The following is a 20,097-nucleotide window of genomic DNA, read 5'->3' on the forward strand; positions in this document are numbered from 1 at the left end:
AAAATCCGATCAATTGGCCTGCGCGGTGGCAGGCCGCCTGGATTGCAGGCCCGCAGGCTGCTCCGACATCTCGGGGGAAAGGTCAATCCCGAAATCTTCCAGCCGCACCCTCACTTCAGCCGCGATGTACTTGACATATTCGGACATGAGCAGCCGCAGTGTCGAGGCCGAGGTCCACCACGGCTCCTCGCGCCATTTGTCGCCGACCACGGCGAACGGGATCAACGCCGTCTCGGGCATCGCGTGCGAGAATTCCACCAGCGCGCGGGGCATGTGGTAGTTCGACGTGACCACGATCAGCGATTTGAAGCCGCGCCCGTCGGCCCAGCGCCGCGCTTCCGCCGCGTTGCCGCGGGTCGTGAGCGCGGTGCGGTCGAGATCGACACAGCAGGTCATGAAGGACTGGTTCTCCGGCAGTGTCCGGGAGATGTCGCTCGCCGTCGAGGTCGGGTGCACGCCCGAGATCAGCAGCCGCTTGCCATAACCGGCGGCCAGCAGCTCCATCGCATCGGACACCCGCGAGGAGCCGCCGGTCAGCACCACGATGCCGTCGGCCTTGCGGTCCGGCGCGATCTCGGCGCCGCGCAATTGCGACAGGAACGCGACGAAGCCCGCCGCCGCGCCGACAAAGGCGAACGCGATCGTCGACACGACGGTCGCGCGGAGCCAGCCGCGCGGCAGTTTCGGCGATCGATCGTCGGTCGGCGAGGTCATATGATGTCAGTGATCCCTTCCCCGGATGATTTTAAGACGTTTTGAGGCGAAGTGGAGTCCGGTTTATCGCACTCAATCCACGTCATTCAGCGTCGCGAACAGGGTCTGGCGCGAGGCGACGGCGGTGATGGCGCCGATCAGCACGGCCTGCACCGCGAGCACCACATAGCCTGAAGGCCGCAACGAGAAAGTGCCGAGCAGCGCCGCGAACTGGTCGCCGACAGGGGTGCCGGAAAACCAGCCGGCGATGGACTCGGAGAAGCCGAACAGCAGCATGGCGATGCCGCCGCCGATGAGGCCGCCTTCGAGGCCGAGCCTGAGAAAATGGCGCAGAAAGTGATTGGCGATGTAGCGGTCGCCGGCGCCGACGAAATGCAGGACCTCGACGATCGGGCGGTTCGCCGCCATCGCGCCGCGCGTTGCGAACGAGACCGAGATGATGGTTGCGACGATGACAAGCGCGAGGATGCCGATGCCGGCAAGCACGGTAGCGTTGGTCATCGAGCGCATCCGTTCGATCCAGGCGCGGTGATCGTCGACGCTGGCGCTCGGCGCCACCTGCATCACCCGGGCGCGCAAGGCGCCGAGATCGAGCGTCGTGCCCGGCTGCACGCGCGCGATGATCATGCGCGGCACCGGCAGATCATCCATCGACAGACCGGTGCCGAGCCAGGGCTCGAGCAGCTTGCCGCTCTCCTCCTTGGTGAACGGCTTGACCTCGACGATGCCGGCCTGCGCGCGCATCGCCTCGGTGACGGCAGCGGTGTCGCGCTCGATGTCGCGTCCGGATTGCGGACGCACCTGGATGGTGATCTCGCTGGCGACATCCGACTGCCACTCCGCGGCGGAGGCGCTCACCAGCAGCACCGCGCCCGTCGTCATCGAGGCGAGGAAGGTCATGATGGCGACGACGGCGACCAGCGCGCGGCCGTGGATCGAGGCGCGCGGCACGATCGGCGACAAATTGCGCGCCTTGGCCGGCAGCGGCGGACGCTCCTGTCCGAGATCGACCAACACGCCGCGCTCGTCGGTCCTACTCATAGACGTGCAGCCGTCCCTGATGCAGCACGAAGCGGCGCGCTTCGTACTGGTCCATCAGCGCGATGTCGTGGGTTGCGATGATCACGGCGGTGCCAGACTTGTTGAGCTCGATGAAGAGCCGAAGCAAGCGCCGTCCGAGCGTCGGGTCGACGCTGCCGGTCGGCTCGTCCGCGAGCAAGAGCTGCGGCCGCGAGATCACCGCGCGCGCGATCGCCGCGCGCTGCTTCTCGCCGCCGGACAGGATCGGCGGCAGCGCATCCATGCGGTCACCGAGGCCGACCCAGCGCAGGAGGTCGATGACCTCCTTGCGATAGCTCGATTCGCTACGGCCCATGACGCGGAACGGCAGCGCCACGTTCTCGTAGGTCGTCATGTGGTCGAGCAGCCGGAAATCCTGCAGCACGATGCCGATGCGCTTGCGCAGATCGGCGATCTCATCCTTGCCGAGCTGAGAAACATCGTGGCCGAACAGATTGACGAGGCCGCGCGTCGGCCGGTGCGATAGGAACAACAGGCGCAGCAGTGACGTCTTGCCGGCGCCCGACGGGCCGGTGAGGAACTGGAAGGAATGCGCCGGAATCTGGAAACTGAGGTCGCGCAGGATCTCCGGCCCCAGGCCGTATCGCAATCCGACATTTTCGAACCGAACCAAGCTCAGCTCCGTTCGAGAGGGGACGTAGACCGCACCGCCAGCGAGGCTCCGCCGCATGCGATCAGGGGGTTGTGCGACCGTTATGGTTTCCGGTTCGTTAACGGTCGCCCTGTAGCATCCCCGGCAGCATCCTTAGAAGTACCCTTCTCGGAGTACCTTTCTCAGGAATATCCTTTGGCGCCCGGTTCCGCGCGACAAGGTCATCGTCGAGGCCGTCCATGCATATCGTCTGCCCGCATTGTACGACATCCTACGCCATCAAGCTTGCGAGCCTTGGGGCCAACGGGCGAACAGTCCGCTGCTCCCGCTGCAAGGAAACCTGGATCGCGCATCCCGAGGATGCCATCGAGGAGGCGGCCGTGCCGGCCATGGCCGCAGCCCGCCAGGCCGAGGACCAATCGGACCTCGCCGCGCAGTGGAACTCCTACGCCAAGGACGATGGCGCCGCCGACACACCGGTGGTCGACAGCCCCTCAATCGCCAGCGACTGGCCGACCGAGGATGCCACGGAGACCGAGGATGAGTGGTCAGCGGCGGCCCAGGCCGCCGAAGAGGAAGTCGTCGGTGCACAGCACCAATCCTGGTTCCGCAACCTGTTCAGCCGCCGCGGGGCCAAGGTCAGCCGGCCGGCCCCGGCCGTGGCCCGGCGGAAATCTCATTTCGGCCTGCCGACCGCCTGCGCCGCCATGGGCGCGCTGGTGCTGGCGCTGGTGATCTGGCGCGGCGACATGGTCCGCCTGCTGCCGCAGACGGCGGCCTTCTACAAGCTGGTCGGCCTGGAGGTGAACCTGCGCGGCCTGTCCTTCAAGGACGTCAAGCTCTCGACCGAGACCGTGGACGGTAAGCAGGTGCTGGTGATCGAGGGTGTGATCGTCGGCCAGGGCAAGAAGCCGCTCGATATTCCGCGCCTGCGCTTTGCCGTGCGCGACGCGCAAGGCGCGGAAATCTATGCCTGGAATTCGGTGCTGGAGCAGACCGTGCTGCAGCCGGGCGAGCGCGCCTTCTTCCGCTCGCGCCTGGCCTCGCCGCCGCCGGAAGGCCGCAATATCGACGTTCGCTTCTTCAACCGGCGCGACATTGCCGGCGGCAGCGTATAATCACGTTCTGTGGCGTCCGCCCGGGAGGTGGTCTCAAGGTTAGTGTCATGCCCAAAGTGTTGATCGCCGATGACGAGGATTCGATGCGCCAGCTGGTGGCGCGCGCCATTGCCATGGATGGCCACGAGACCGTTACCGCGCAGGACGGCGCCGAGGCGCTGGAGATTCTGACCCGTGAGGACGGCGCGTTCGATCTGTTGCTCACCGACATCCAGATGCCCGTCATGGACGGCATCGCGCTGGCGCTCTCCGCCGCGCGCGACTTTCCACAATTGACCATTTTGCTGATGACGGGTTTTGCCGACCAGCGCGAACGCGCGTCGAATTTGAACGCGCTGGTCCATGACGTCGTGACCAAGCCGTTCTCGGTGGCGGATATCCGCACGGCGGTGGCCGACGCGCTCGCGGCGAAGAAAACCTGAAGCCTGAGCTTAACCGCACCAGACCCGTCATCCTGAGGTGCGAAGCGTGCGATGCAACGCATCGCACGCTGAGCCTCGAAGGATGTGCGGCCGAGATGCAGGCGGGCCGTCGCCCTTCGAGGCTCGCCGAAGAGGCGAGCACCTCAGGGTGACGGTGATGGATTGGTGCACAATGGAGGAGGATCTAGCGAGAGCGTAGCCCTCAAAAATCCTTCAGCAGCCGCTCGATATAGTCGAGCTCGATCTGCGGACGCGAGGGGTCGCCGAGGCGGCGGCGGAGTTCTTCAAGGATGCGGCGAACGCGCTGCACGTCGATTTCGCCGGGAATCTTGACTGTATAATCGTCGCCGAATTCGCGGCCATGCAGCGGGCGGCCGAGCGGGTCGGTCTGATTGCCGCCGCTCTGCTGGCGCCCTGCGCGATTGCCAGGACCATCGCCCTGGCCGTCGCCGTCACCCTGCTGCATCGCCTCGGCCATTTTCTGCGCACCCTTGCGCATGGCATCCAGTGCCTTGCCCTGGGAGTCCACGGCACCGTCGGCATTGCCCTCGCCGAGCTTGGAGCCTGCATCGCCCATGGCGCTGTCGGCCGAATCAAGCCCGCCGTCGTCATCACCCTGGTCCGCGTCCTGATCGCCGTCCTGGCCGGACTGCCCCTGATCGCCCTTCTGTCCCTCTTGGCCCTTCTGTCCCGGTTGGCCTTTCTGGCCCTTCTGCGAGAGGCCGCGCTTGGCCATTTCGTCCTGAAGCTTCTTCAAGCGGTCGCGCAGCGCCTGCTGGTCCTGCTGCAGATCCGACATCGACTGGTCGCCCGGCTGCTGCTTGCCGCGCATGCGGTCGCGCCGGGAATCCTGACCCTGCTTATAGGTCTTGTCGCGCAATTGCTGCTGCTTGCGGATCATGTCGCCGAGCTCGTTGAGCGCCTGCTCCATGTCGCTCTCGCCGGATTGTCCCGGCTGCGCCATCTGCAGGCCCTCCAGCATCTGCTGGAGCTGATCGAGCAGTTGCTTGGCCGCGTCCTTGTCGCCGGAGCGCGACAGGCGCTCCATGCGGTCGATCATGTTCTGGAGATCCTGCTGGCGCAGGATCTTGGTGTTCGGATCGAGCGGCCGCGCGAGATTTTGCGCATCCTTGTTGTTGCGGAACTGCTCGGCGAGCTGGCGCATGAAATTGTCCAGCGCCGCGCGCAAATCCTGCGTGAGCTTCTTGATCTCCTCGTCGCTGGCACCGCGCTCCAGCGCCTGCTTCAGCGCATCCTGCGCTGCGCGGAGCGCCTTCTCGACGTCGGAGATGTTGCCGTCCTCGATCGTCACCGCGAGCGCCCACAGGCTCGCCACGACCTCGCGCAGCGCATCGTCGGTGCGCGCCGCCTCGAGCTGGCGCGCAACGCTGTAGAGGCCGAGATACTGCCCCATCTCCTGCGTGAACAGTTCGGGCGCGATCATCAGCGCGGCGAGCGCGGTGTAGACGTCGGAATTCTTGTTGGCGTCGAGCGCGAGGATGCGGCGCTGCTCGATCAGCGCGCGCGCGAGCGGCTTGGTGAAGAGACGCTCGGGCAGGCGCATGTTGAACGGTTCGCTTCTGGCCTCGTTGCCGGCCTCGTCCTTGGCGGTCAGCGTCAGCGTGACATCGGCGCCGGCATAGGGATCCTCGCTGAGGTCCTTGACCGTCTGGCCGACACCGTTGCGGGTGCGCGCATTCGGAAGCACCAGCGGAAACTGCGGCGGCTGGAACAGCGGCCGCGCCGCGGTCTTGTTGTCGCCTTCCTTGCCGGTATCGGCGGTCCGTGGAGCGACCTGCGCCTCGGCGCCCGTGACGCCGTAATCATCCTCGATCTTGTAGACGAGCTGAAGCGCGCCGCGCGCCTGGCGCTCCGGATCCTTGGCGAGCGCAATCGTCGGCGGGCGATCCGGCGTCGCAGCAAAGGCCCATTGCGGCTGCCCCGAGGGCGCGCGGACATGCGCGGTGCCGTCGCCGGTGATGGTGAAGTGCTTTTCGTTGGTGCCCTTGGGCGCAGCTTCCTTCGGCTCGGCTTCCTTGAGGCCGCCGGAGACCACGACATCCAGACTGCCGCCGGACGAGCGCACGATCAGGGTCGAGCCGGCGGGAACGGCGAGCGGGCCTGAGGCCGGCAGTGCTGCGGCCTCCTTGTTGGCGGCCGACAGGATCACCGGCGGCTTGCCGGTGTAGAGCGGCGGCGTGACCCAGGCATCGACGCGGATATTGGTCGGCGCCAGCACCCCATTCCAGTCGAAGGCAGCGCCAAGACGCATCGCGCGCTCGTCGCCGGCGGCAAAGAAGGTCGCGACCAGCATCACCATGACCAGCGCGCGCAGCGCCCAGGGATCATGGATGGCGAGGCGCGGGCGCGGCAAACCGGCGCGGATACGCTTGAGCGAGGCCAGCGTGCGCTCGCGCTGCGCCTGCCAGAGCGCCAGCGCAACAGGATCCTGCGAGGTCAGCGTGTCCGTGAGCGTGGTGGCGGGGCGATGGCGGACACCCGAACCGCGGTCAAGCCGGGCCAGGGCCTCTTCGCGGCGTGGCCAGCGAAACCGAATCAGCGGGAACAGGGCGCCGGCCGCAAGGCCAGCGAAGATGACAAGGCCGATGGCGCGGGCGACGGAGGGCAGCGCCAGCCAGAGACCGGCCCAGGACACCGCCAGAAACAGGCCGACAACAGTGAGAAGACGAGCCAAGCCGGGCCAAGCACGCTCCCACGCGATGGCATAAGTGGACCGCTCGAGGGCCTGCGCCAGCTTCAACCGCGACAGAGCGTCGCCATCGCGGATCGGGTCTGACGGGTCGGGGGTGACGCCGTTCAATCAACTCTCCAGGTTGCCCGGTAGAGAAGCGTAGCACAACGGCAGCACTGAGGCATCCGTTCCTGTACGGGAGACACCCCTTTTCCCGCATAACACGAGGACGTGACTGGCCCGGCGCAACCCCGTAATTTCCGCGCGGCCATCCCAAAGGAAACGCGAGAGAATTAGAGGAAACGTCATGGACAAGAAGATGCACGACAAGGGCCTTGAGGTCCGCAAAGCGGTACTGGGTGAAGCCTATGTCAATAACGCGTTGAAGAATGTCGACGACTTCAACCGCCCGTTCCAGGAGATGCTCAACGAATATTGCTGGGGCACGGTGTGGGGCCGCGAGGAGCTGCCGCGCAAGACCCGCAGCATGCTCAACATCGCCATGATCGCGATCCTCAACCGCCAGCACGAATTCCGCGCCCATCTGAAAGGCGCGCTGACCAACGGCGTCACCCGCGACGAGATCCGCGAGATCCTGATGCAGGTCGCGATCTATGGCGGCATGCCGGCGGCCGTCGACAGCTTCCGCATCGCGCGCGAGGTGTTCGCGGAGATCGATGGGAAGGCGTGAGGCCTCTTTCTCCGACGTCGTCCCGGGGCGCGCGAAGCGCGAACGCGGGACCCATAACCACAGGCCGATGTGGTTGCGGGGACTCGGAGTGACCGCTTTCGCGCAAACAACTTCTCCCTGTGGTGATGGGTCCCGGGCTCATCGCTTCGCGATGCCCCGGGACGACGAGCGAAAAATGTGACTTTGCTCTCGCGCACAACAACAAACACAAGGAAACACCATGGACATCGGATTCATCGGCCTCGGAAACATGGGTTTCCCGATGGCGCGGCGGCTGATCGAGGCCGGCCACAAGCTCGTCGTGTTCGACACCCGCCAGGAGGCCGTCGAGAAGCTGGTTGCGCGCGGCGCGGCCGCTGCGACGTCGCCAAAGGATGTCGCCGACCAGGTCGAGACTGTGATGGCGAGCCTGCCGTCGCTGCAGGCTTCGCTTGACGTCGCCACCGGCGCGAATGGCGTGATCGAGGGCAAGCGCGCGAAACGCTTCATCGATCTCTCCACCGTCGGCTCGGCGATGGCTGCCAAGATTCACGGCCTGCTTGCAAAACGCAACATCGTGCAGATCGACTGCCCGGTCTCGGGCGGCGTCGGCGGCGCCGAGAAGGGCACGCTGGCGGTGATGGTGTCGGGGCCGAAGGCGGAGTTCGAACTGCTCAAGGGCGCGCTCGACGTGATCGGAAAGGTGTTCTTCATCGGCGAGAAGCCGGGCGCGGCGCAGACCATGAAGCTCGCCAACAACTTCCTCTCGGCCACCGCCATGGTGGCGACGTCGGAAGCCGTGGTGATGGGCGTGAAAGCCGGGCTCGATCCCGCCGTGATGATCGACGTGATCAATGCCGGCTCGGGCATGAACACCGCGAGCCGCGACAAGTTTCCGCGCTCGGTGCTGCCGCGCAGCTTCGACTTCGGCTTTGCCACCGGGCTGATGGTGAAGGATGTGCGGCTTGCGCTGGAGGAGATGAAGCAGCTCGGCCTGTCGATGGATGTCGCGGACGCGGTCGGACGTCTCTGGGAGACCGTGATCGCTGCGGAAGGCGCCAATTCCGACTTCACCGCGGCGATCAAGCCGATCGAGAAGAAGGCCGGCGTCGTGGTGGGCGGCAAGGCGGGCGGACTTGCGGGGAAGTAGTGCCTGTCCTCCGCCGTCGTCCCGGCGCAGGCCCGGCCCCATAACCACCGAATTGAATTTGGCGAAGGCTGGTCATAACCACTTCGCACTACGACTTCTGCTGCGGAGTATGGGTCCCGGCCTGCGCCGGGACGACGCTGTAGTTGTTGAGCGAGCGCCGCCTCACAGCCACGGCGCTGGCGTGTCCATCGCAATGAGCTGCTCGACCTCGATGCGCGGGCGCACGACCGCGTATTGATCGCCCTTGACCAACACCTCCGGCACCAGCGGCCGCGTGTTGTAGGTACCGGCCTGAACGGCGCCATAGGCACCCGATGTCATGACCGCGATGAGATCGCCCGGCTTCGGCGTCGGCAGCGTGCGATCCAATGCGAGATAGTCCCCGGTCTCGCAGACCGGACCGACGACATCGGCCACGATCGTGGCCGCGCCCTTGGCCGGCTGCATCACCGGCAGAATATCGTGGTGCGCCTCATACAGCGTCGGTCGAATGAGGTCGTTCATGGCGGCATCGATGATGACGAAGTTCTTGCCGTCGCCGTGCTTCACATAGATCACCTTGGCGACGAGGATGCCGGCATTGCCGACGATCATGCGGCCCGGCTCGAACATCAGCGTGCAGCCGAGATTGTGGCTGACGCGCTTGACCATCGCGGCATAGGCATCCGGCGCGGGCGGCGCCTCGCGATCCATGTAATAGGGAATGCCGAGCCCGCCGCCGAAATCGACGTGGCTGATGGTGTGGCCGTCGCCGCGCAGCGTCTGCACGAATTCGGAGAGGATGCGGAACGCCGTCTCCATCTTGGAGAGATCGGTGATCTGGCTGCCGATATGCACGTCGGTCCCGGTGACCTCGATGCCCGGCAGCTTTGCGGCGCGCGCATAGACCTCGCGGGCATGCACGATCGGGATGCCGAACTTGTTCTCGGACTTGCCGGTCGAGATCTTGGCATGCGTGCCGGCATCGACATCAGGATTGACGCGGATGGAGATGCGCGCGGTCTTGCCCATCTCGGTTGCAAGCCGTGACAGCAGCTCGAGCTCGGGCTCGGATTCGACGTTGAGGCAGAGGATGTCGGCGGCCAGCGCGGCGCGCAGTTCGGCCTCGGTCTTGCCGACGCCGGAGAATACGATCTTGCTGGCGGGAATGCCGGCCGCGAGCGCGCGCTTCAGCTCGCCGCCCGAGACCACGTCAGCGCCGGCGCCAAGTTTCGCCAGCGTACGCAGCACCGACTGGTTGGAGTTCGCCTTCATGGCGTAGCAGACCAGCACCTTCTCGCCGGCAAAGGCATCGGCGAAGACGCGGTAATGCCGCTCCAATGTCGCGGTCGAATAGCAATAGAACGGCGTGCCGACGGTCGCGGCCAGCTCGGACAGGTTCACCGCCTCGGCGTGCAGCACGCCGTTGCGGTAGTCGAAATGGTTCATGGCGTTGGCTCAGTTATCCCGGCTCATTTCTTGCCGGGAGGTTCGTCCAGGAGCGGGTCGAGGATAAACGGTTTTTTCCTGCCCTTGGTCGCCGCCGGCGCGGCGTCCGCGCCGTAGGTCGGATTGAACACGCTCGGCGTCTTCTGGGCTTCGGTCTCGGTGTCGCCAGGCGCGGCAACATTGGCCGTGGAGGCGCTGGAGGCGGTCGGCGGGAGGTCGAGCGGGCCCTTGCGGCCGCAACCGGCAAGCGCGAGCGCGCTCATGCTCAAGACAATGATGGCCCACCCCGAACCGGCCGGGCGAAACTTTGACGTCACGACGAAATCCCCACTACGCGGCGCGCACCATACAGAGATTGGCACGCTCTGGCGAGAGCCGGATGACCATGAAACATCAGCGAAATTTTGCCTTCAGCCCAATTTTCGCTCTTTTTCCAGCCGCTTCGCCCAGGCCTTGGCCTGTGACGTCACGTTCTTCGGCGCGGTGCCGCCGAAGCTGGTACGGCTTTTCACCGACGATTCGACCGAGAGCACGCCGAGCACGTCCTTGGTAATCTTGGGCTCGATCGTCTGCATCTCCTTCAGCGGCAGTTCGTGCAGCGCCACGCCGCCCTCGGCGGCCTTGGCGACGATGCGGCCGGTGACGTGATGGGCCTCGCGGAACGGCATCTTCAGCGTCCGCACCAGCCAGTCGGCGAGATCGGTCGCGGTGGCATAACCCTCGCCTGCCGCAAGCTTCATCTTGGCTTCATCGGGCACGAGGTCGCGGACCATGCCGGTCATGGCGCGGATCGCCAGCGACAGCGCCGCGAAACCTTCCATGGCGCCCTGCTTGTCCTCCTGCATGTCCTTTTGATAGGCGAGCGGCAGGCCCTTCATCACGATCAAGAGACCGTTGAGCGCGCCGATGACGCGGCCGGTCTTGGCGCGCACGAGCTCAGCGGCATCAGGGTTGCGCTTCTGCGGCATGATCGACGAGCCGGTGGTGAACTTGTCGCTGAGCCGGATGAGACCCACCAGCGGCGAGGTCCAGATCACGATCTCCTCGGCAAAGCGCGACATGTGCACGGCGCAGATCGATGCGGCCGACAAGGTCTCCAGCACGAAGTCGCGATCGGACACCGCGTCCAGCGAATTGGCCATCGGACGGTCGAAGGCCAGCGCCTTCGCGGTGGCGTGCCGGTCGATCGGGAACGAAGTGCCGGCGAGCGCCGCAGCGCCGAGCGGGGATTCATTGAGCCGCTTGCGCGCATCCTGGAAACGGCCGCGGTCGCGCGCGGCCATTTCGACATAGGCGAGCAGATGATGGCCGAAGGTGACCGGCTGGGCTGTCTGCAGATGCGTGAAGCCGGGCATGACGGTACCGGCATGCTCCAGCGCACGCTCCACCAGCGCCCGCTGGAACGCGGCGAGCGCTGCATCGGTCTCGTCGACGATGTCGCGGACATAGAGACGGAAGTCGGTCGCGACCTGGTCGTTGCGCGAGCGCGCGGTGTGCAGGCGGCCGGCGGCGGGCCCGATCAGCTCCGACAGGCGGCTCTCGACATTCATGTGAATGTCCTCGAGCGCGCGCTTGAACTCGAAGCCGCCCTTGCCGATCTCTGACAAAATCGTGTCTAGACCCTTGCCGATATTTTTCGCATCAGAGCCCGTAATGATGCCGTTCGCGGCAAGCATCGCAGCGTGGGCCTTGGATGCGGCAATGTCCTGGGCAAAGAGGTGACGATCGACGTCGATGGAGACGTTGATCTCTTCCATGATCTCGTCGGGACGTTCCGAGAACCGGCCGCCCCACATCTTGTTGCTCATGATCCCCTGCTCACGCCTTGCTTTGCCGCATGTTTGCTGGCCAAGACCAGCCGTATTATGAGGCCCCTGATAGCCATATCTGCGACCGGATGACAAACGATATGCTCGACCAAAAGCCCTCCGCCACGCGCCGGATCCCCATCGTCATCGCCACCGTGGTGGTCGGCGGCCTGGCCGGCTTCGCCGCGCTGTACGGGCTCGGCCTGAACCGGGCGCCCTCGGGCGATCCGACCTGCAAGCCGGCGGTGGCCACGGCCCAGAAGATCGCCCCGCTCGCCCATGGCGAGGTGGCCGCGCTGACCATGGCCAGCGCCCCCCTGAAACTGCCCGACCTCGCCTTCGAGGACGCGGACGGCAAGCCGAGAAGACTGTCGGATTTCCGCGGCAAGACGCTGCTGGTGAACCTCTGGGCCACCTGGTGCGTGCCGTGCCGCAAGGAAATGCCGGCGCTGGACCAGCTCCAAGCCAAGCTGGCAGGCCCGAATTTCGAGGTGGTGGCGATCAATATCGATACTCGCGACCCGGAGAAGCCGAAAAACTTCCTGAAAGAGGCCAATCTGACCCGGCTCGCCTACTTCAATGACCAGAAAGCCAAGGTTTTCCAGGATCTTAAGGCAATAGGCCGGGCCCTGGGCATGCCGACCTCGGTGCTGGTGGACCCGCAGGGCTGCGAGATTGCGACGATCGCGGGACCGGCTGAATGGGCGAGCGACGACGCGCTCAAGCTGCTTCGGGCGGCTTTAGGCCCGGCTGCCGCATCGCTCTAGCGATCTTCAGGCGGTAACGTTCAGATTGCCGCCGACGCCGGGGCCGACATTGGCAAGGGAAGGCTGACCGGCGCCCAGCAGCGTCAGGACGGTGGACTTCTCCATGTCCATGTTCTGCTTCGTCAGCGTCGCCGCGATATTCGACTGTAGCGCGCCTTGCTGAGCGGCCAGCATGGTGCTGACCATCGCCATCATGTCCATTACGCGAACCCTCGTACTGGGCGCACCCTAGGCGCGAGGGGTTAACGCGACATGAATCGTCAAACGGCGGGATGGGTGTGGTCCGTGTCCCGGACGCGGCGCGGCATGTAATGACGCATCGCAGAGCCGGGACCCATGCTTCAGTATGCGCGTGGCCCCTTGGGCCCCGGCTCTGCAGCGCATCGCTGACGCGCTCCGCGGCGTCCAGGGCACGGGACCGCCTCAGCGCGTCGGAACCGGCTTGGCGCCGCGGTAGTCGTAGAAGCCGCGCTGGGTTTTGCGACCGAGCCAGCCGGCCTCAACGTATTTCACCAGCAGCGGGCACGGGCGGTACTTGGAGTCAGCGAGCCCCTCGTGCAGCACCTGCATGATCGACAGGCAGGTATCGAGGCCGATGAAATCGGCAAGCTCGAGCGGGCCCATCGGATGGTGGGCGCCGAGCTTCATCGCCGCGTCGATCGCCTCGACGTTGCCGACGCCTTCGTACAGCGTGTAAATCGCCTCGTTGATCATCGGCAGCAGGATGCGGTTGACGATGAAGGCCGGGAAATCCTCGGAGACGGCGACCTGCTTGCCGAGCCTGGCGACGAATTCCTTGGACGCCTCGAAGGTGGAATCGTCGGTGGCGATGCCGCGGATCAGCTCGACCAGCTCCATCAGCGGCACCGGATTCATGAAGTGAATGCCGATGAAGCGCTCGGGCCGGTCGGTCGCTGCCGCAAGGCGGGTGATCGAGATCGAGGACGTGTCGGAGGCAACGATCGCTTCGGGCTTCAGCACCGCGCAGAGCTCGTGGAAGATCTTGCGCTTGACCTCTTCCTTCTCGACCGCGGTCTCGATCACGAGATCGCAATCGGCGAGGTCGTCGAGCTTCTCGGCCAGCGAGATGCGGGCCATCGCCTTGGCCTTGTCGTCCTCGGTGACGGCCTTCTTGGAGACCTGGCGCGCCAGATTGCCGTTGATGGTGGCCATGCCTGACTTGAGGCGGTCAGCCGAGACATCGTTGAGCACCACGTCGAAGCCGGCCAGGGCCGCGACATGCGCGATGCCATTGCCCATCTGACCCGCGCCGATCACGCCGACCTTCTTGATCACTGCCGCCATAATGTCATCCACCGGAACGGCGCGCATATCGCGCCCTGCCACATCCCCTGAGCCGGGAGGACCAATCTAACCAGAAACTCGATTAGATCAGAATCCTGGCTCGAAACCTAGATTGGATCGCTTCGAAGGCGCGCCCCGCGCCAAAGAAAACGCCTCAGAAATGAAACACCGGCCGGAGTTTATACCTCCGGCCGGTGTTTTTAAGCGTTTTACTTGCCGAGCTTGCCGAGTTCGGTCGTCAGCTCCGGAACCGCCTGGTAGAGGTCGGCGACCAGGCCGTAATCGGCCACCTGGAAGATCGGCGCGTCCTCGTCCTTGTTGATCGCGACGATCACCTTGGAGTCCTTCATGCCGGCCAGATGCTGGATCGCGCCGGAAATGCCCACCGCGACGTAAAGCTCAGGGGCCACGACCTTGCCGGTCTGGCCGACCTGCCAGTCGTTCGGCGCATAGCCGGCGTCGACCGCCGCGCGCGAGGCACCGACACCGGCGCCCAGCTTGTCGGCGAGCGGCTCGATGTACTTGGCAAAGTTCTCGCGGCTCTGCATGGCGCGGCCACCGGAGACGATGATCTTGGCCGAGGTCAGCTCGGGACGGTCGCTCTTGGCGACTTCCTCGCCGAGGAAGCTCGACAGGCCAGGATCGGCCACTGCTGCGACGCTCTCGACAGGTGCGCTGCCACCGGCACCGGCAGCGGCGAACGTCGAGGTCCGGACCGTAATGACCTTCTTGGCGTCCTTCGACTTCACGGTCTGGATGGCGTTGCCGGCATAGATCGGACGCTCATAGGTGTCGGGGGCGACGACCTTGATGATTTCCGAGACCTGCATGACGTCGAGCAGGGCGGCCGCGCGCGGCATCACGTTCTTGAAGCGCGAGGTCGCGGGCGCGACGATCGCGTCATAGGACGGCGCCAGAGAAACGATCAGCGCAGCCAGCGGCTCGGCCAGATCATGCGCGTAGGCCTCGCCTTCGGCGACCAGCACCTTGGCGACACCAGCGAGCTTCGAGGCCGCCTCGGCCGCAGCCTTGGTGCCCTGCCCGCCACCGGCGACCAGCACATGGACGTCGCCGCCGAGCTGGGATGCCGCGGTCAGCGCCTTGTTGGTGGAGTCCTTGAGGACCTCGTGTTCGTGTTCAGCAATCAGCAACGTGGTCATCAGAGCACCCCGGCTTCGTTCTTGAGCTTCGACACCAGCTCGGCGACGTCCTTCACCTTGACGCCGGCCTTGCGGCCCGCGGGCTCAGTCGTCTTCAGAACTTCGAGGCGCGCGGTGACGTCGACGCCGTAATCGGCGACGGCCTTGTCCGCGATCGGCTTCTTCTTGGCCTTCATGATGTTGGGCAGCGAAGCATAGCGCGGCTCGTTGAGACGGAGGTCGGTGGTGACGATCGCCGGTCCCTTGAGCTTGACGGTCTGCAGGCCGCCATCGACTTCGCGGGTCACCTTGAAGTCAGAACCTTCGACCTCGAGCTTCGAAGCGAAGGTCGCCTGCGACCAGCCGAGCAGCGCGGCCAGCATCTGGCCGGTCTGATTGCTATCGTCGTCGATTGCCTGCTTGCCGAGGATGATGAGGCCGGGCTGCTCTTCTTCAGCAACCTTCTTCAGGATCTTGGCGACGGCGAGCGGCTCGACGGTGCCTTCGGCCTTGACCAGGATGCCGCGGTCGGCGCCCATCGCAAGACCGGTGCGGATCGTCTCCGACGCCTGCGCAGGCCCGATGGAGACCACCACGACTTCGGTCGCCTTGCCGGCTTCCTTCAGACGCAGCGCTTCCTCGACGGCGATTTCGTCGAACGGATTCATCGACATCTTGACGTTGGCGAGTTCAACGCCCGATCCATCGCCCTTGACGCGGACCTTGACGTTGTAATCGACCACCCGCTTTACCGGCACTAAGACCTTCATCGATCCTCTTTCACTCAATTTGGGAGGGGGGTTATTCAACTGGCGCGGAACCTAAAGGCCTGATCCGGCCCGGTCAACGCGCGAAGGGCCTAATTTTAGCCCCCTGAAATGCTGATCTCAATGGTCAGCGATCTTGGGGTCAGCGATTCTGGCCCGGAACCCAGAGCACGTCGCCGGCGCCGTCATGGTTGGCGGCCCGGCTTGCCACGAACAGGAAGTCCGATAGGCGATTCATATATTGGATGCCAGCGGCACTGACGGGTTCGCCGGGCTGGGCCGCCAGTTCCACCATCACGCGTTCCGCCCTGCGGCAAATCGTGCGGACGACATGGAGGTAGGCGGCGGCCGGCGTGCCGCCCGGGAGCACGAAGGAGGTCAGCGGCGCGAGCTTGTCGTTGAGCGCGTCGATGTCGTGCTCGAGCCGCTCGACCTGGCTCGCCACCACCCGCAGCCGTTCCGCCTTGCCTTCGCGTTCGGGTACCGCAAGATCAGCGCCGAGATCGAACAGATCGTTCTGGATGCGGCCGAGCATCGCATCCAGCTCCGGGGCATCCTTGGTGTGAAGGCGCACCACGCCGATCGCGGCATTGGTCTCGTCGACCGTGCCGTAAGCCTCGATGCGCAGATCGTATTTCGGACGGCGCTCACCGGTTCCAAGCGCTGTCGTGCCGTCGTCACCGGTCTTCGTATAAATGCGATTGAGCACGACCATGTTCAGCGTCCCATTATCCAGACCGCCACCATGGCGATGACAATCGCGACGAACTGAAGCAGCACGCGCCAGCGCATCAATTTCTGCGAGGTGTTGGGGGAGCCACCACGCATCATGTTGACGAGACCGAGCAGCAGCACCACCGCCACGGCGGCCACAGCGATCGGCAGGATGAAAGTACTCAGGAGAGATGCCATTTGGGGGTGATAACACCGTGTGCGGCGCTCCGCCATCTCCCCCGCCCGTCATTCCGGGGCGATGCGAAGCATCGAGCCCGGAATCCATTCGTCCAGCGACGTTGCAGCCCGATGGATTCCGGGCTCGCTACGCGCCCCGGAATGACGGCGGGACGCTCCGCGATCTGGATTTTGGGCCAGGAATATCAGAAGCTAGCGACATGATTTCCGATTTGCCTCGATCGCCGGCCCTCACCTCACCCTGCCTTCGGGGAGAGCGAGCAGTACTGGGCAAATCGTGAAGGCCATCCGCACCATCTACGTCATCGTGGAAGACGCCTTCTACACGTTCCTGGCCGACGACGGCTGGGCGATCGCGAGCCACATCGCGCTGTCGACGCTGATGGCGCTATTTCCGTTCCTGATCGTGCTGACCTCGCTCGCCGGCTTCTTCGGCTCCAAGGAGCTCGCCGACCAGGCGGCCGGGCTGATGCTCCAGGTCTGGCCGAAGCAAGTGGCCGATTCCCTCTCCGGCGAGATCCACGACGTGCTGACCACCACCCGCACCGGCGTGCTGACGATCGGCGCGGTGCTGTCGGTCTATTTCGCCTCGAACGGCGTCGAGGCGCTCAGGGTGGCGCTCAACCGCGCCTATGCGGTGGTGGAGATGCGGCGCTGGTACTGGCTGCGGCTGGAATCGATCGGCTACACGCTGGTGGCGGCCGTCACCGCACTTGCCATGGCATTCCTGATCGTGCTCGGCCCGCTCTTCATCGAGGCCGCGCGCGCCCACATTCCGCTGTTCGTCGAATCCAACGAGAGCATCCTTACCTGGCTGCGCTACGGCATCACCATCGCCGCGCTGGTGGTGGCGCTGTTCATCCTGCATGCCTGGCTGCCGGCGGGACGTCGGGGCTTCCTCCAGATCCTGCCCGGCATCGTCTTCACCATGGTGGCCTCGCTGATCTCGGGCATCGTGTTCGGACAATATCTGGCGCGCTTCGCCAACAATTACGTCACGATGTATGCGGGGCTCGCCTCGGTGATCATCGCGCTGGTGTTTCTGTATTTCATCGCCGCGATCTTCGTCTACGGCGGCGAGCTCAACGCCGCGATCATCAAGTCGCGACTTCCTCACGGCGTGTCGCTTCAAGCAGCGCAGTCGCTAAAGCCCGCGGGGACACAGGCTTGACCAGAAAGGCATCGGCGCCGGCCTCGCGCGAGGCTGCCTCGTCCTCGCCGCGTCCGGACACACCGATGATCGGGATCTGAGCCAGCGGCGCCTGCATCGTGCGGATCCGCCTGATCGCCTCGACGCCGTCGATGCCGGGCAGCACCATGTCCATCAGCACTGCGTCGAAGCCGCCTTGCGCGAGCCTGTTCACCGCATCCTCGCCGCGCCCGATGAACTCGGCATGATGGCCGAGCTCAGTCAGGATCGTGTTGAGCACGACGCGGCCGAATGGATTGTCCTCAACGCTGAGCACGCGGAGCGCCGCCAGCGGCTCCGCCTCGCCGCCCTCAGTCTTGCGCGCCTTGGCCGGCCCGGCCGCATCGAATGTGACCGTCAGGGTGAAGGTGGCGCCGCCGCCGCGGCGCGGCGCGACCGTGATGTCGCCGCCCATCGCGCGCGCCAGTTGCTTCACCGAGGACAGACCGAGCCCGGCGCCGCCGAAGCGCGAGGCGATGGTGACATTGGCCTGCGTGAATGGACGGAACAGCCGCTTGATCTCGGACATGGTCAGGCCGATGCCGCTGTCGGAAATCGAGAAGGCGACACCGACCCGGCGCTTGTCCTTGTCCCTGGTCTTGCCGCTTGCTTTGCCTTTGGCGGGACGCCAGGCCGCGGCCGAGAACGCCACAGTGCCATGCTCGGTGAACTTGACCGCGTTGTCGATCAGGTTCTCGAGTGCGGCGCGGAGGCGAACGGGATCGCCGACCACGAGGCCCGGCAGCTTGTCGGAGATCTCGACTTCGGCCTGGAGACCCTTGGCCGCGGCGCGGCCGGCGAGCGAATCGCCGGTGCTGCGGGCGAGCACCCGCAAATCGAACAAATCCTGCCGCAGCGTGCCGCCGCCCTTCTCAGCTCCCTTGCCAGTCTTGGCGGCATCGACGAACAGGGTGGCGAGGTTCGCCAGATGCTCGGCACCGGCCTTGATGGTGTCGGCCCAGCGCCGTTCCCGCTCCCCCAGGTCGGAGGTCGAAAGCAGGTCGCTGATCGCAAGAATGCCGGTCAGGGGCGTGCGGACCTCGTGAGCAAAGGCCGCGAGCGCCGCCTGGATCACGTCAGGCGCGACCGCCTTGACGTTGCGCTTGCGCACCCTTGCGGCCGCCTCGGACCGCTTCCGGGGTCGTCGCCTGGACGTCCGCGTGGTGCGCGCTACGCGCGTTTTCGCCGCCATAGATCCCCTTCGAAGTATCCTCTTCGAACCCCGGGTTTGGAGGCAAGCATGGCACGGCGGAACCCCTGGAGTCACGGCGGTGTTGGGCTAACCCCCAGAGAAACTTAATCTAATCCCACCAACCGGCGGACGCTGGCGGCTGTAGCCCCATTGTCGCGCAACTCCCGCAGGCCGGTCGAGCGGTCCGATTTTGACAGCTTCCGGCCGTCGCCACCGCGAATCAGGGCGTGGTGTCGGTAAACGGGCCTGGTCACGCCGAGCAGGGCCTGGAGCAGGCGGTGGACCGAGGTGGCGTGAAACAGGTCCTGACCGCGCACAACCTCGCTCACGCCCTGGAGCGCGTCATCGACCACCACGGACAGATGGTAGCTGGTCGGGGTCTCCTTGCGGGCCAGGATCACGTCGCCCCAGGCCTCGGGCCGCGCGGCGACCACGCCGCGCTCGTCATCGGGGCCCTCGCCCAGCTCATTCCAGGTCAGACCGGGGATTTGCCGGCAGGCTTCCGCCATGTCGAGGCGCAGCGCGTAAGGCGCGCCGGTATCGATCAGACGCGACCGCACGCTGGCGGCCAGCGATTTCGCATCGCCAGGATAGAGCGGCGCACCGTCTGGATCGCGCGGCCACGGCCCAGCGGCTTCGCGCCTAGCCACCAGCCTCGATATCTCGGCGCGGCTCTCAAAAGCGGGATAGACCAGCCCGAGCGCGGAGAGCTTCTCCAGCGCAGCGCGATAGTCATCGAGATGCTCGGATTGCCGCCGTACCGGCCTCTCCCAGGCAATTCCGAGCCAGGCGAGGTCTTCGTAGATCGCGGACTCATATTCCGGCCGGCAGCGCGTCGCGTCGATGTCCTCGATGCGCAGCAACAGTCGCCCACCGGTTTCCTGCGCGCGGTCGAAATTGAGCAGCGCGGAATAGGCGTGGCCGAGATGCAGGTGGCCATTCGGGCTGGGGGCAAATCGGAAAACGGGTGGCGCCATCAGATGAATCTCGTCATGGCCGGGTCCGTCCCGGCCATTCACGTTCTTCGGTATCACAGACCGATCGTGTCAACGTCATGGATGAACACGATGACCACGGCTCATGCTAGATAACGTAGGGGTTGGAAGGACGTGGGATGGCCGGGTCAAGCCCGGCCATGACGCGGAGAGAATT

The 20,097-nt window shown here is 65.4% G+C and carries 21 protein-coding genes; 6 read left to right on the forward strand and 15 right to left on the reverse strand.

Features of this window, described 5'->3' with window-relative positions; all coding sequences use genetic code 11:
* Nucleotides 1-9 precede the first annotated feature (9 nt).
* The 3 genes from XH89_RS34020 to ftsE all read right to left on the reverse strand — a co-directional run bounded on the left by XH89_RS34020 (nucleotide 10) and on the right by ftsE (nucleotide 2,407).
* Nucleotides 10-714, reverse strand: coding sequence for a YdcF family protein (locus XH89_RS34020; RefSeq protein WP_194464647.1), 705 nt, complete (start codon nucleotides 712-714; stop codon nucleotides 10-12).
* A 72-nt stretch (nucleotides 715-786) separates the two neighbouring features.
* Complete coding sequence (locus tag XH89_RS34025; RefSeq protein WP_194464648.1) at nucleotides 787-1,755, reverse strand: ABC transporter permease; 969 nt, start codon at nucleotides 1,753-1,755, stop codon at nucleotides 787-789.
* Nucleotides 1,748-2,407, reverse strand: coding sequence for a cell division ATP-binding protein FtsE (gene ftsE / locus XH89_RS34030; RefSeq protein WP_092288863.1), 660 nt, complete (start codon nucleotides 2,405-2,407; stop codon nucleotides 1,748-1,750). The genes XH89_RS34025 and ftsE overlap by 8 nt, the downstream gene beginning before the upstream one ends.
* A gap of 218 nt (nucleotides 2,408-2,625) precedes the next feature.
* Here ftsE and XH89_RS34035 point away from each other — a divergent pair, with 218 nt between their 5' ends.
* Both XH89_RS34035 and XH89_RS34040 read left to right on the forward strand, forming a co-directional pair.
* Entirely contained in the window at nucleotides 2,626-3,504 is an 879-nt protein-coding gene (locus XH89_RS34035; protein ID WP_194464649.1) for an MJ0042-type zinc finger domain-containing protein, read from the forward strand.
* A 47-nt stretch (nucleotides 3,505-3,551) separates the two neighbouring features.
* Nucleotides 3,552-3,926 carry a response regulator gene (locus tag XH89_RS34040; RefSeq protein WP_148775024.1) on the forward strand — a complete coding sequence of 125 codons (375 nt, stop codon included), beginning with the start codon at nucleotides 3,552-3,554 and terminating at the stop codon, nucleotides 3,924-3,926.
* Between the two features lie 202 nt (nucleotides 3,927-4,128).
* On the opposite strand, the gene XH89_RS34045 is transcribed toward XH89_RS34040, so the two are convergent.
* Nucleotides 4,129-6,747 (reverse strand): TIGR02302 family protein, encoded by a 2,619-nt coding sequence (locus XH89_RS34045; RefSeq protein ID WP_194464650.1) that lies wholly within the window; start codon nucleotides 6,745-6,747, stop codon nucleotides 4,129-4,131.
* 178 nt (nucleotides 6,748-6,925) lie between these two features.
* On the opposite strand from XH89_RS34045, the gene XH89_RS34050 reads away from it, so the two are divergent.
* Both XH89_RS34050 and XH89_RS34055 read left to right on the forward strand, forming a co-directional pair.
* Complete coding sequence (locus XH89_RS34050) at nucleotides 6,926-7,309, forward strand: carboxymuconolactone decarboxylase family protein (RefSeq protein WP_008567285.1); 384 nt, start codon at nucleotides 6,926-6,928, stop codon at nucleotides 7,307-7,309.
* 220 nt (nucleotides 7,310-7,529) lie between these two features.
* Complete coding sequence (locus tag XH89_RS34055; protein WP_194464651.1) at nucleotides 7,530-8,438, forward strand: NAD(P)-dependent oxidoreductase; 909 nt, start codon at nucleotides 7,530-7,532, stop codon at nucleotides 8,436-8,438.
* A gap of 162 nt (nucleotides 8,439-8,600) precedes the next feature.
* On the opposite strand, the gene lysA is transcribed toward XH89_RS34055, so the two are convergent.
* The 3 genes from lysA to argH form a co-directional block, all read right to left on the reverse strand.
* Nucleotides 8,601-9,866 carry a diaminopimelate decarboxylase gene (lysA, locus tag XH89_RS34060; protein ID WP_194464652.1) on the reverse strand — a complete coding sequence of 422 codons (1,266 nt, stop codon included), beginning with the start codon at nucleotides 9,864-9,866 and terminating at the stop codon, nucleotides 8,601-8,603.
* 23 nt (nucleotides 9,867-9,889) lie between these two features.
* Nucleotides 9,890-10,183: a lipoprotein gene (locus tag XH89_RS34065; RefSeq protein WP_194464653.1), complete on the reverse strand. Its 294-nt coding sequence runs from the start codon at nucleotides 10,181-10,183 to the stop codon at nucleotides 9,890-9,892.
* A gap of 93 nt (nucleotides 10,184-10,276) precedes the next feature.
* Nucleotides 10,277-11,674, reverse strand: coding sequence for an argininosuccinate lyase (argH, locus tag XH89_RS34070; protein WP_194464654.1), 1,398 nt, complete (start codon nucleotides 11,672-11,674; stop codon nucleotides 10,277-10,279).
* Between the two features lie 101 nt (nucleotides 11,675-11,775).
* Between argH and XH89_RS34075 the strand changes: the two genes are divergently transcribed.
* Nucleotides 11,776-12,441, forward strand: a complete 666-nt coding sequence (locus XH89_RS34075; RefSeq protein WP_194464655.1) for a TlpA disulfide reductase family protein — start codon at nucleotides 11,776-11,778, stop codon at nucleotides 12,439-12,441.
* Between the two features lie 6 nt (nucleotides 12,442-12,447).
* Here the strand turns inward: XH89_RS34075 and XH89_RS34080 are convergent, their stop codons facing one another.
* From XH89_RS34080 to XH89_RS34105, 6 genes are all read right to left on the reverse strand, one after another.
* On the reverse strand, nucleotides 12,448-12,642 hold the full coding sequence (locus tag XH89_RS34080; RefSeq protein WP_027562813.1) for a putative motility protein: 195 nt from the start codon (nucleotides 12,640-12,642) through the stop codon (nucleotides 12,448-12,450).
* 222 nt (nucleotides 12,643-12,864) lie between these two features.
* Complete coding sequence (locus tag XH89_RS34085) at nucleotides 12,865-13,746, reverse strand: 3-hydroxybutyryl-CoA dehydrogenase (RefSeq protein WP_194464656.1); 882 nt, start codon at nucleotides 13,744-13,746, stop codon at nucleotides 12,865-12,867.
* A gap of 209 nt (nucleotides 13,747-13,955) precedes the next feature.
* Nucleotides 13,956-14,906, reverse strand: coding sequence for an electron transfer flavoprotein subunit alpha/FixB family protein (locus XH89_RS34090; protein ID WP_194464657.1), 951 nt, complete (start codon nucleotides 14,904-14,906; stop codon nucleotides 13,956-13,958).
* Nucleotides 14,906-15,655 carry an electron transfer flavoprotein subunit beta/FixA family protein gene (locus XH89_RS34095; protein ID WP_188099936.1) on the reverse strand — a complete coding sequence of 250 codons (750 nt, stop codon included), beginning with the start codon at nucleotides 15,653-15,655 and terminating at the stop codon, nucleotides 14,906-14,908. Before XH89_RS34095 ends, XH89_RS34090 begins: the two co-directional genes overlap by 1 nt.
* A 139-nt stretch (nucleotides 15,656-15,794) precedes the next feature.
* Nucleotides 15,795-16,367 carry a cob(I)yrinic acid a,c-diamide adenosyltransferase gene (locus tag XH89_RS34100; RefSeq protein ID WP_194464658.1) on the reverse strand — a complete coding sequence of 191 codons (573 nt, stop codon included), beginning with the start codon at nucleotides 16,365-16,367 and terminating at the stop codon, nucleotides 15,795-15,797.
* Nucleotides 16,368-16,369: 2 nt separating this feature from the next.
* Nucleotides 16,370-16,564 carry a twin transmembrane helix small protein gene (locus XH89_RS34105; protein ID WP_194464659.1) on the reverse strand — a complete coding sequence of 65 codons (195 nt, stop codon included), beginning with the start codon at nucleotides 16,562-16,564 and terminating at the stop codon, nucleotides 16,370-16,372.
* Between the two features lie 277 nt (nucleotides 16,565-16,841).
* On the opposite strand from XH89_RS34105, the gene XH89_RS34110 reads away from it, so the two are divergent.
* The gene (locus XH89_RS34110) at nucleotides 16,842-17,735 is read left to right on the forward strand and encodes a YihY/virulence factor BrkB family protein (protein ID WP_194464660.1); all 894 of its coding nucleotides are present in this window, start codon (nucleotides 16,842-16,844) and stop codon (nucleotides 17,733-17,735) included.
* On the opposite strand, the gene XH89_RS34115 is transcribed toward XH89_RS34110, so the two are convergent.
* Both XH89_RS34115 and gluQRS read right to left on the reverse strand, forming a co-directional pair.
* Nucleotides 17,662-18,945, reverse strand: a complete 1,284-nt coding sequence (locus XH89_RS34115; protein WP_194464661.1) for an ATP-binding protein — start codon at nucleotides 18,943-18,945, stop codon at nucleotides 17,662-17,664. The genes XH89_RS34110 and XH89_RS34115 overlap by 74 nt on opposite strands.
* Before the next feature lie 104 nt (nucleotides 18,946-19,049).
* Nucleotides 19,050-19,922: a tRNA glutamyl-Q(34) synthetase GluQRS gene (gluQRS, locus tag XH89_RS34120; protein ID WP_194464662.1), complete on the reverse strand. Its 873-nt coding sequence runs from the start codon at nucleotides 19,920-19,922 to the stop codon at nucleotides 19,050-19,052.
* Between the last annotated feature and the right edge of the window lie 175 nt (nucleotides 19,923-20,097).

It is taken from the genome of Bradyrhizobium sp. CCBAU 53340 (assembly GCF_015291645.1).
In the GTDB taxonomy this organism is placed as follows: Bacteria; Pseudomonadota; Alphaproteobacteria; order Rhizobiales; family Xanthobacteraceae; genus Bradyrhizobium.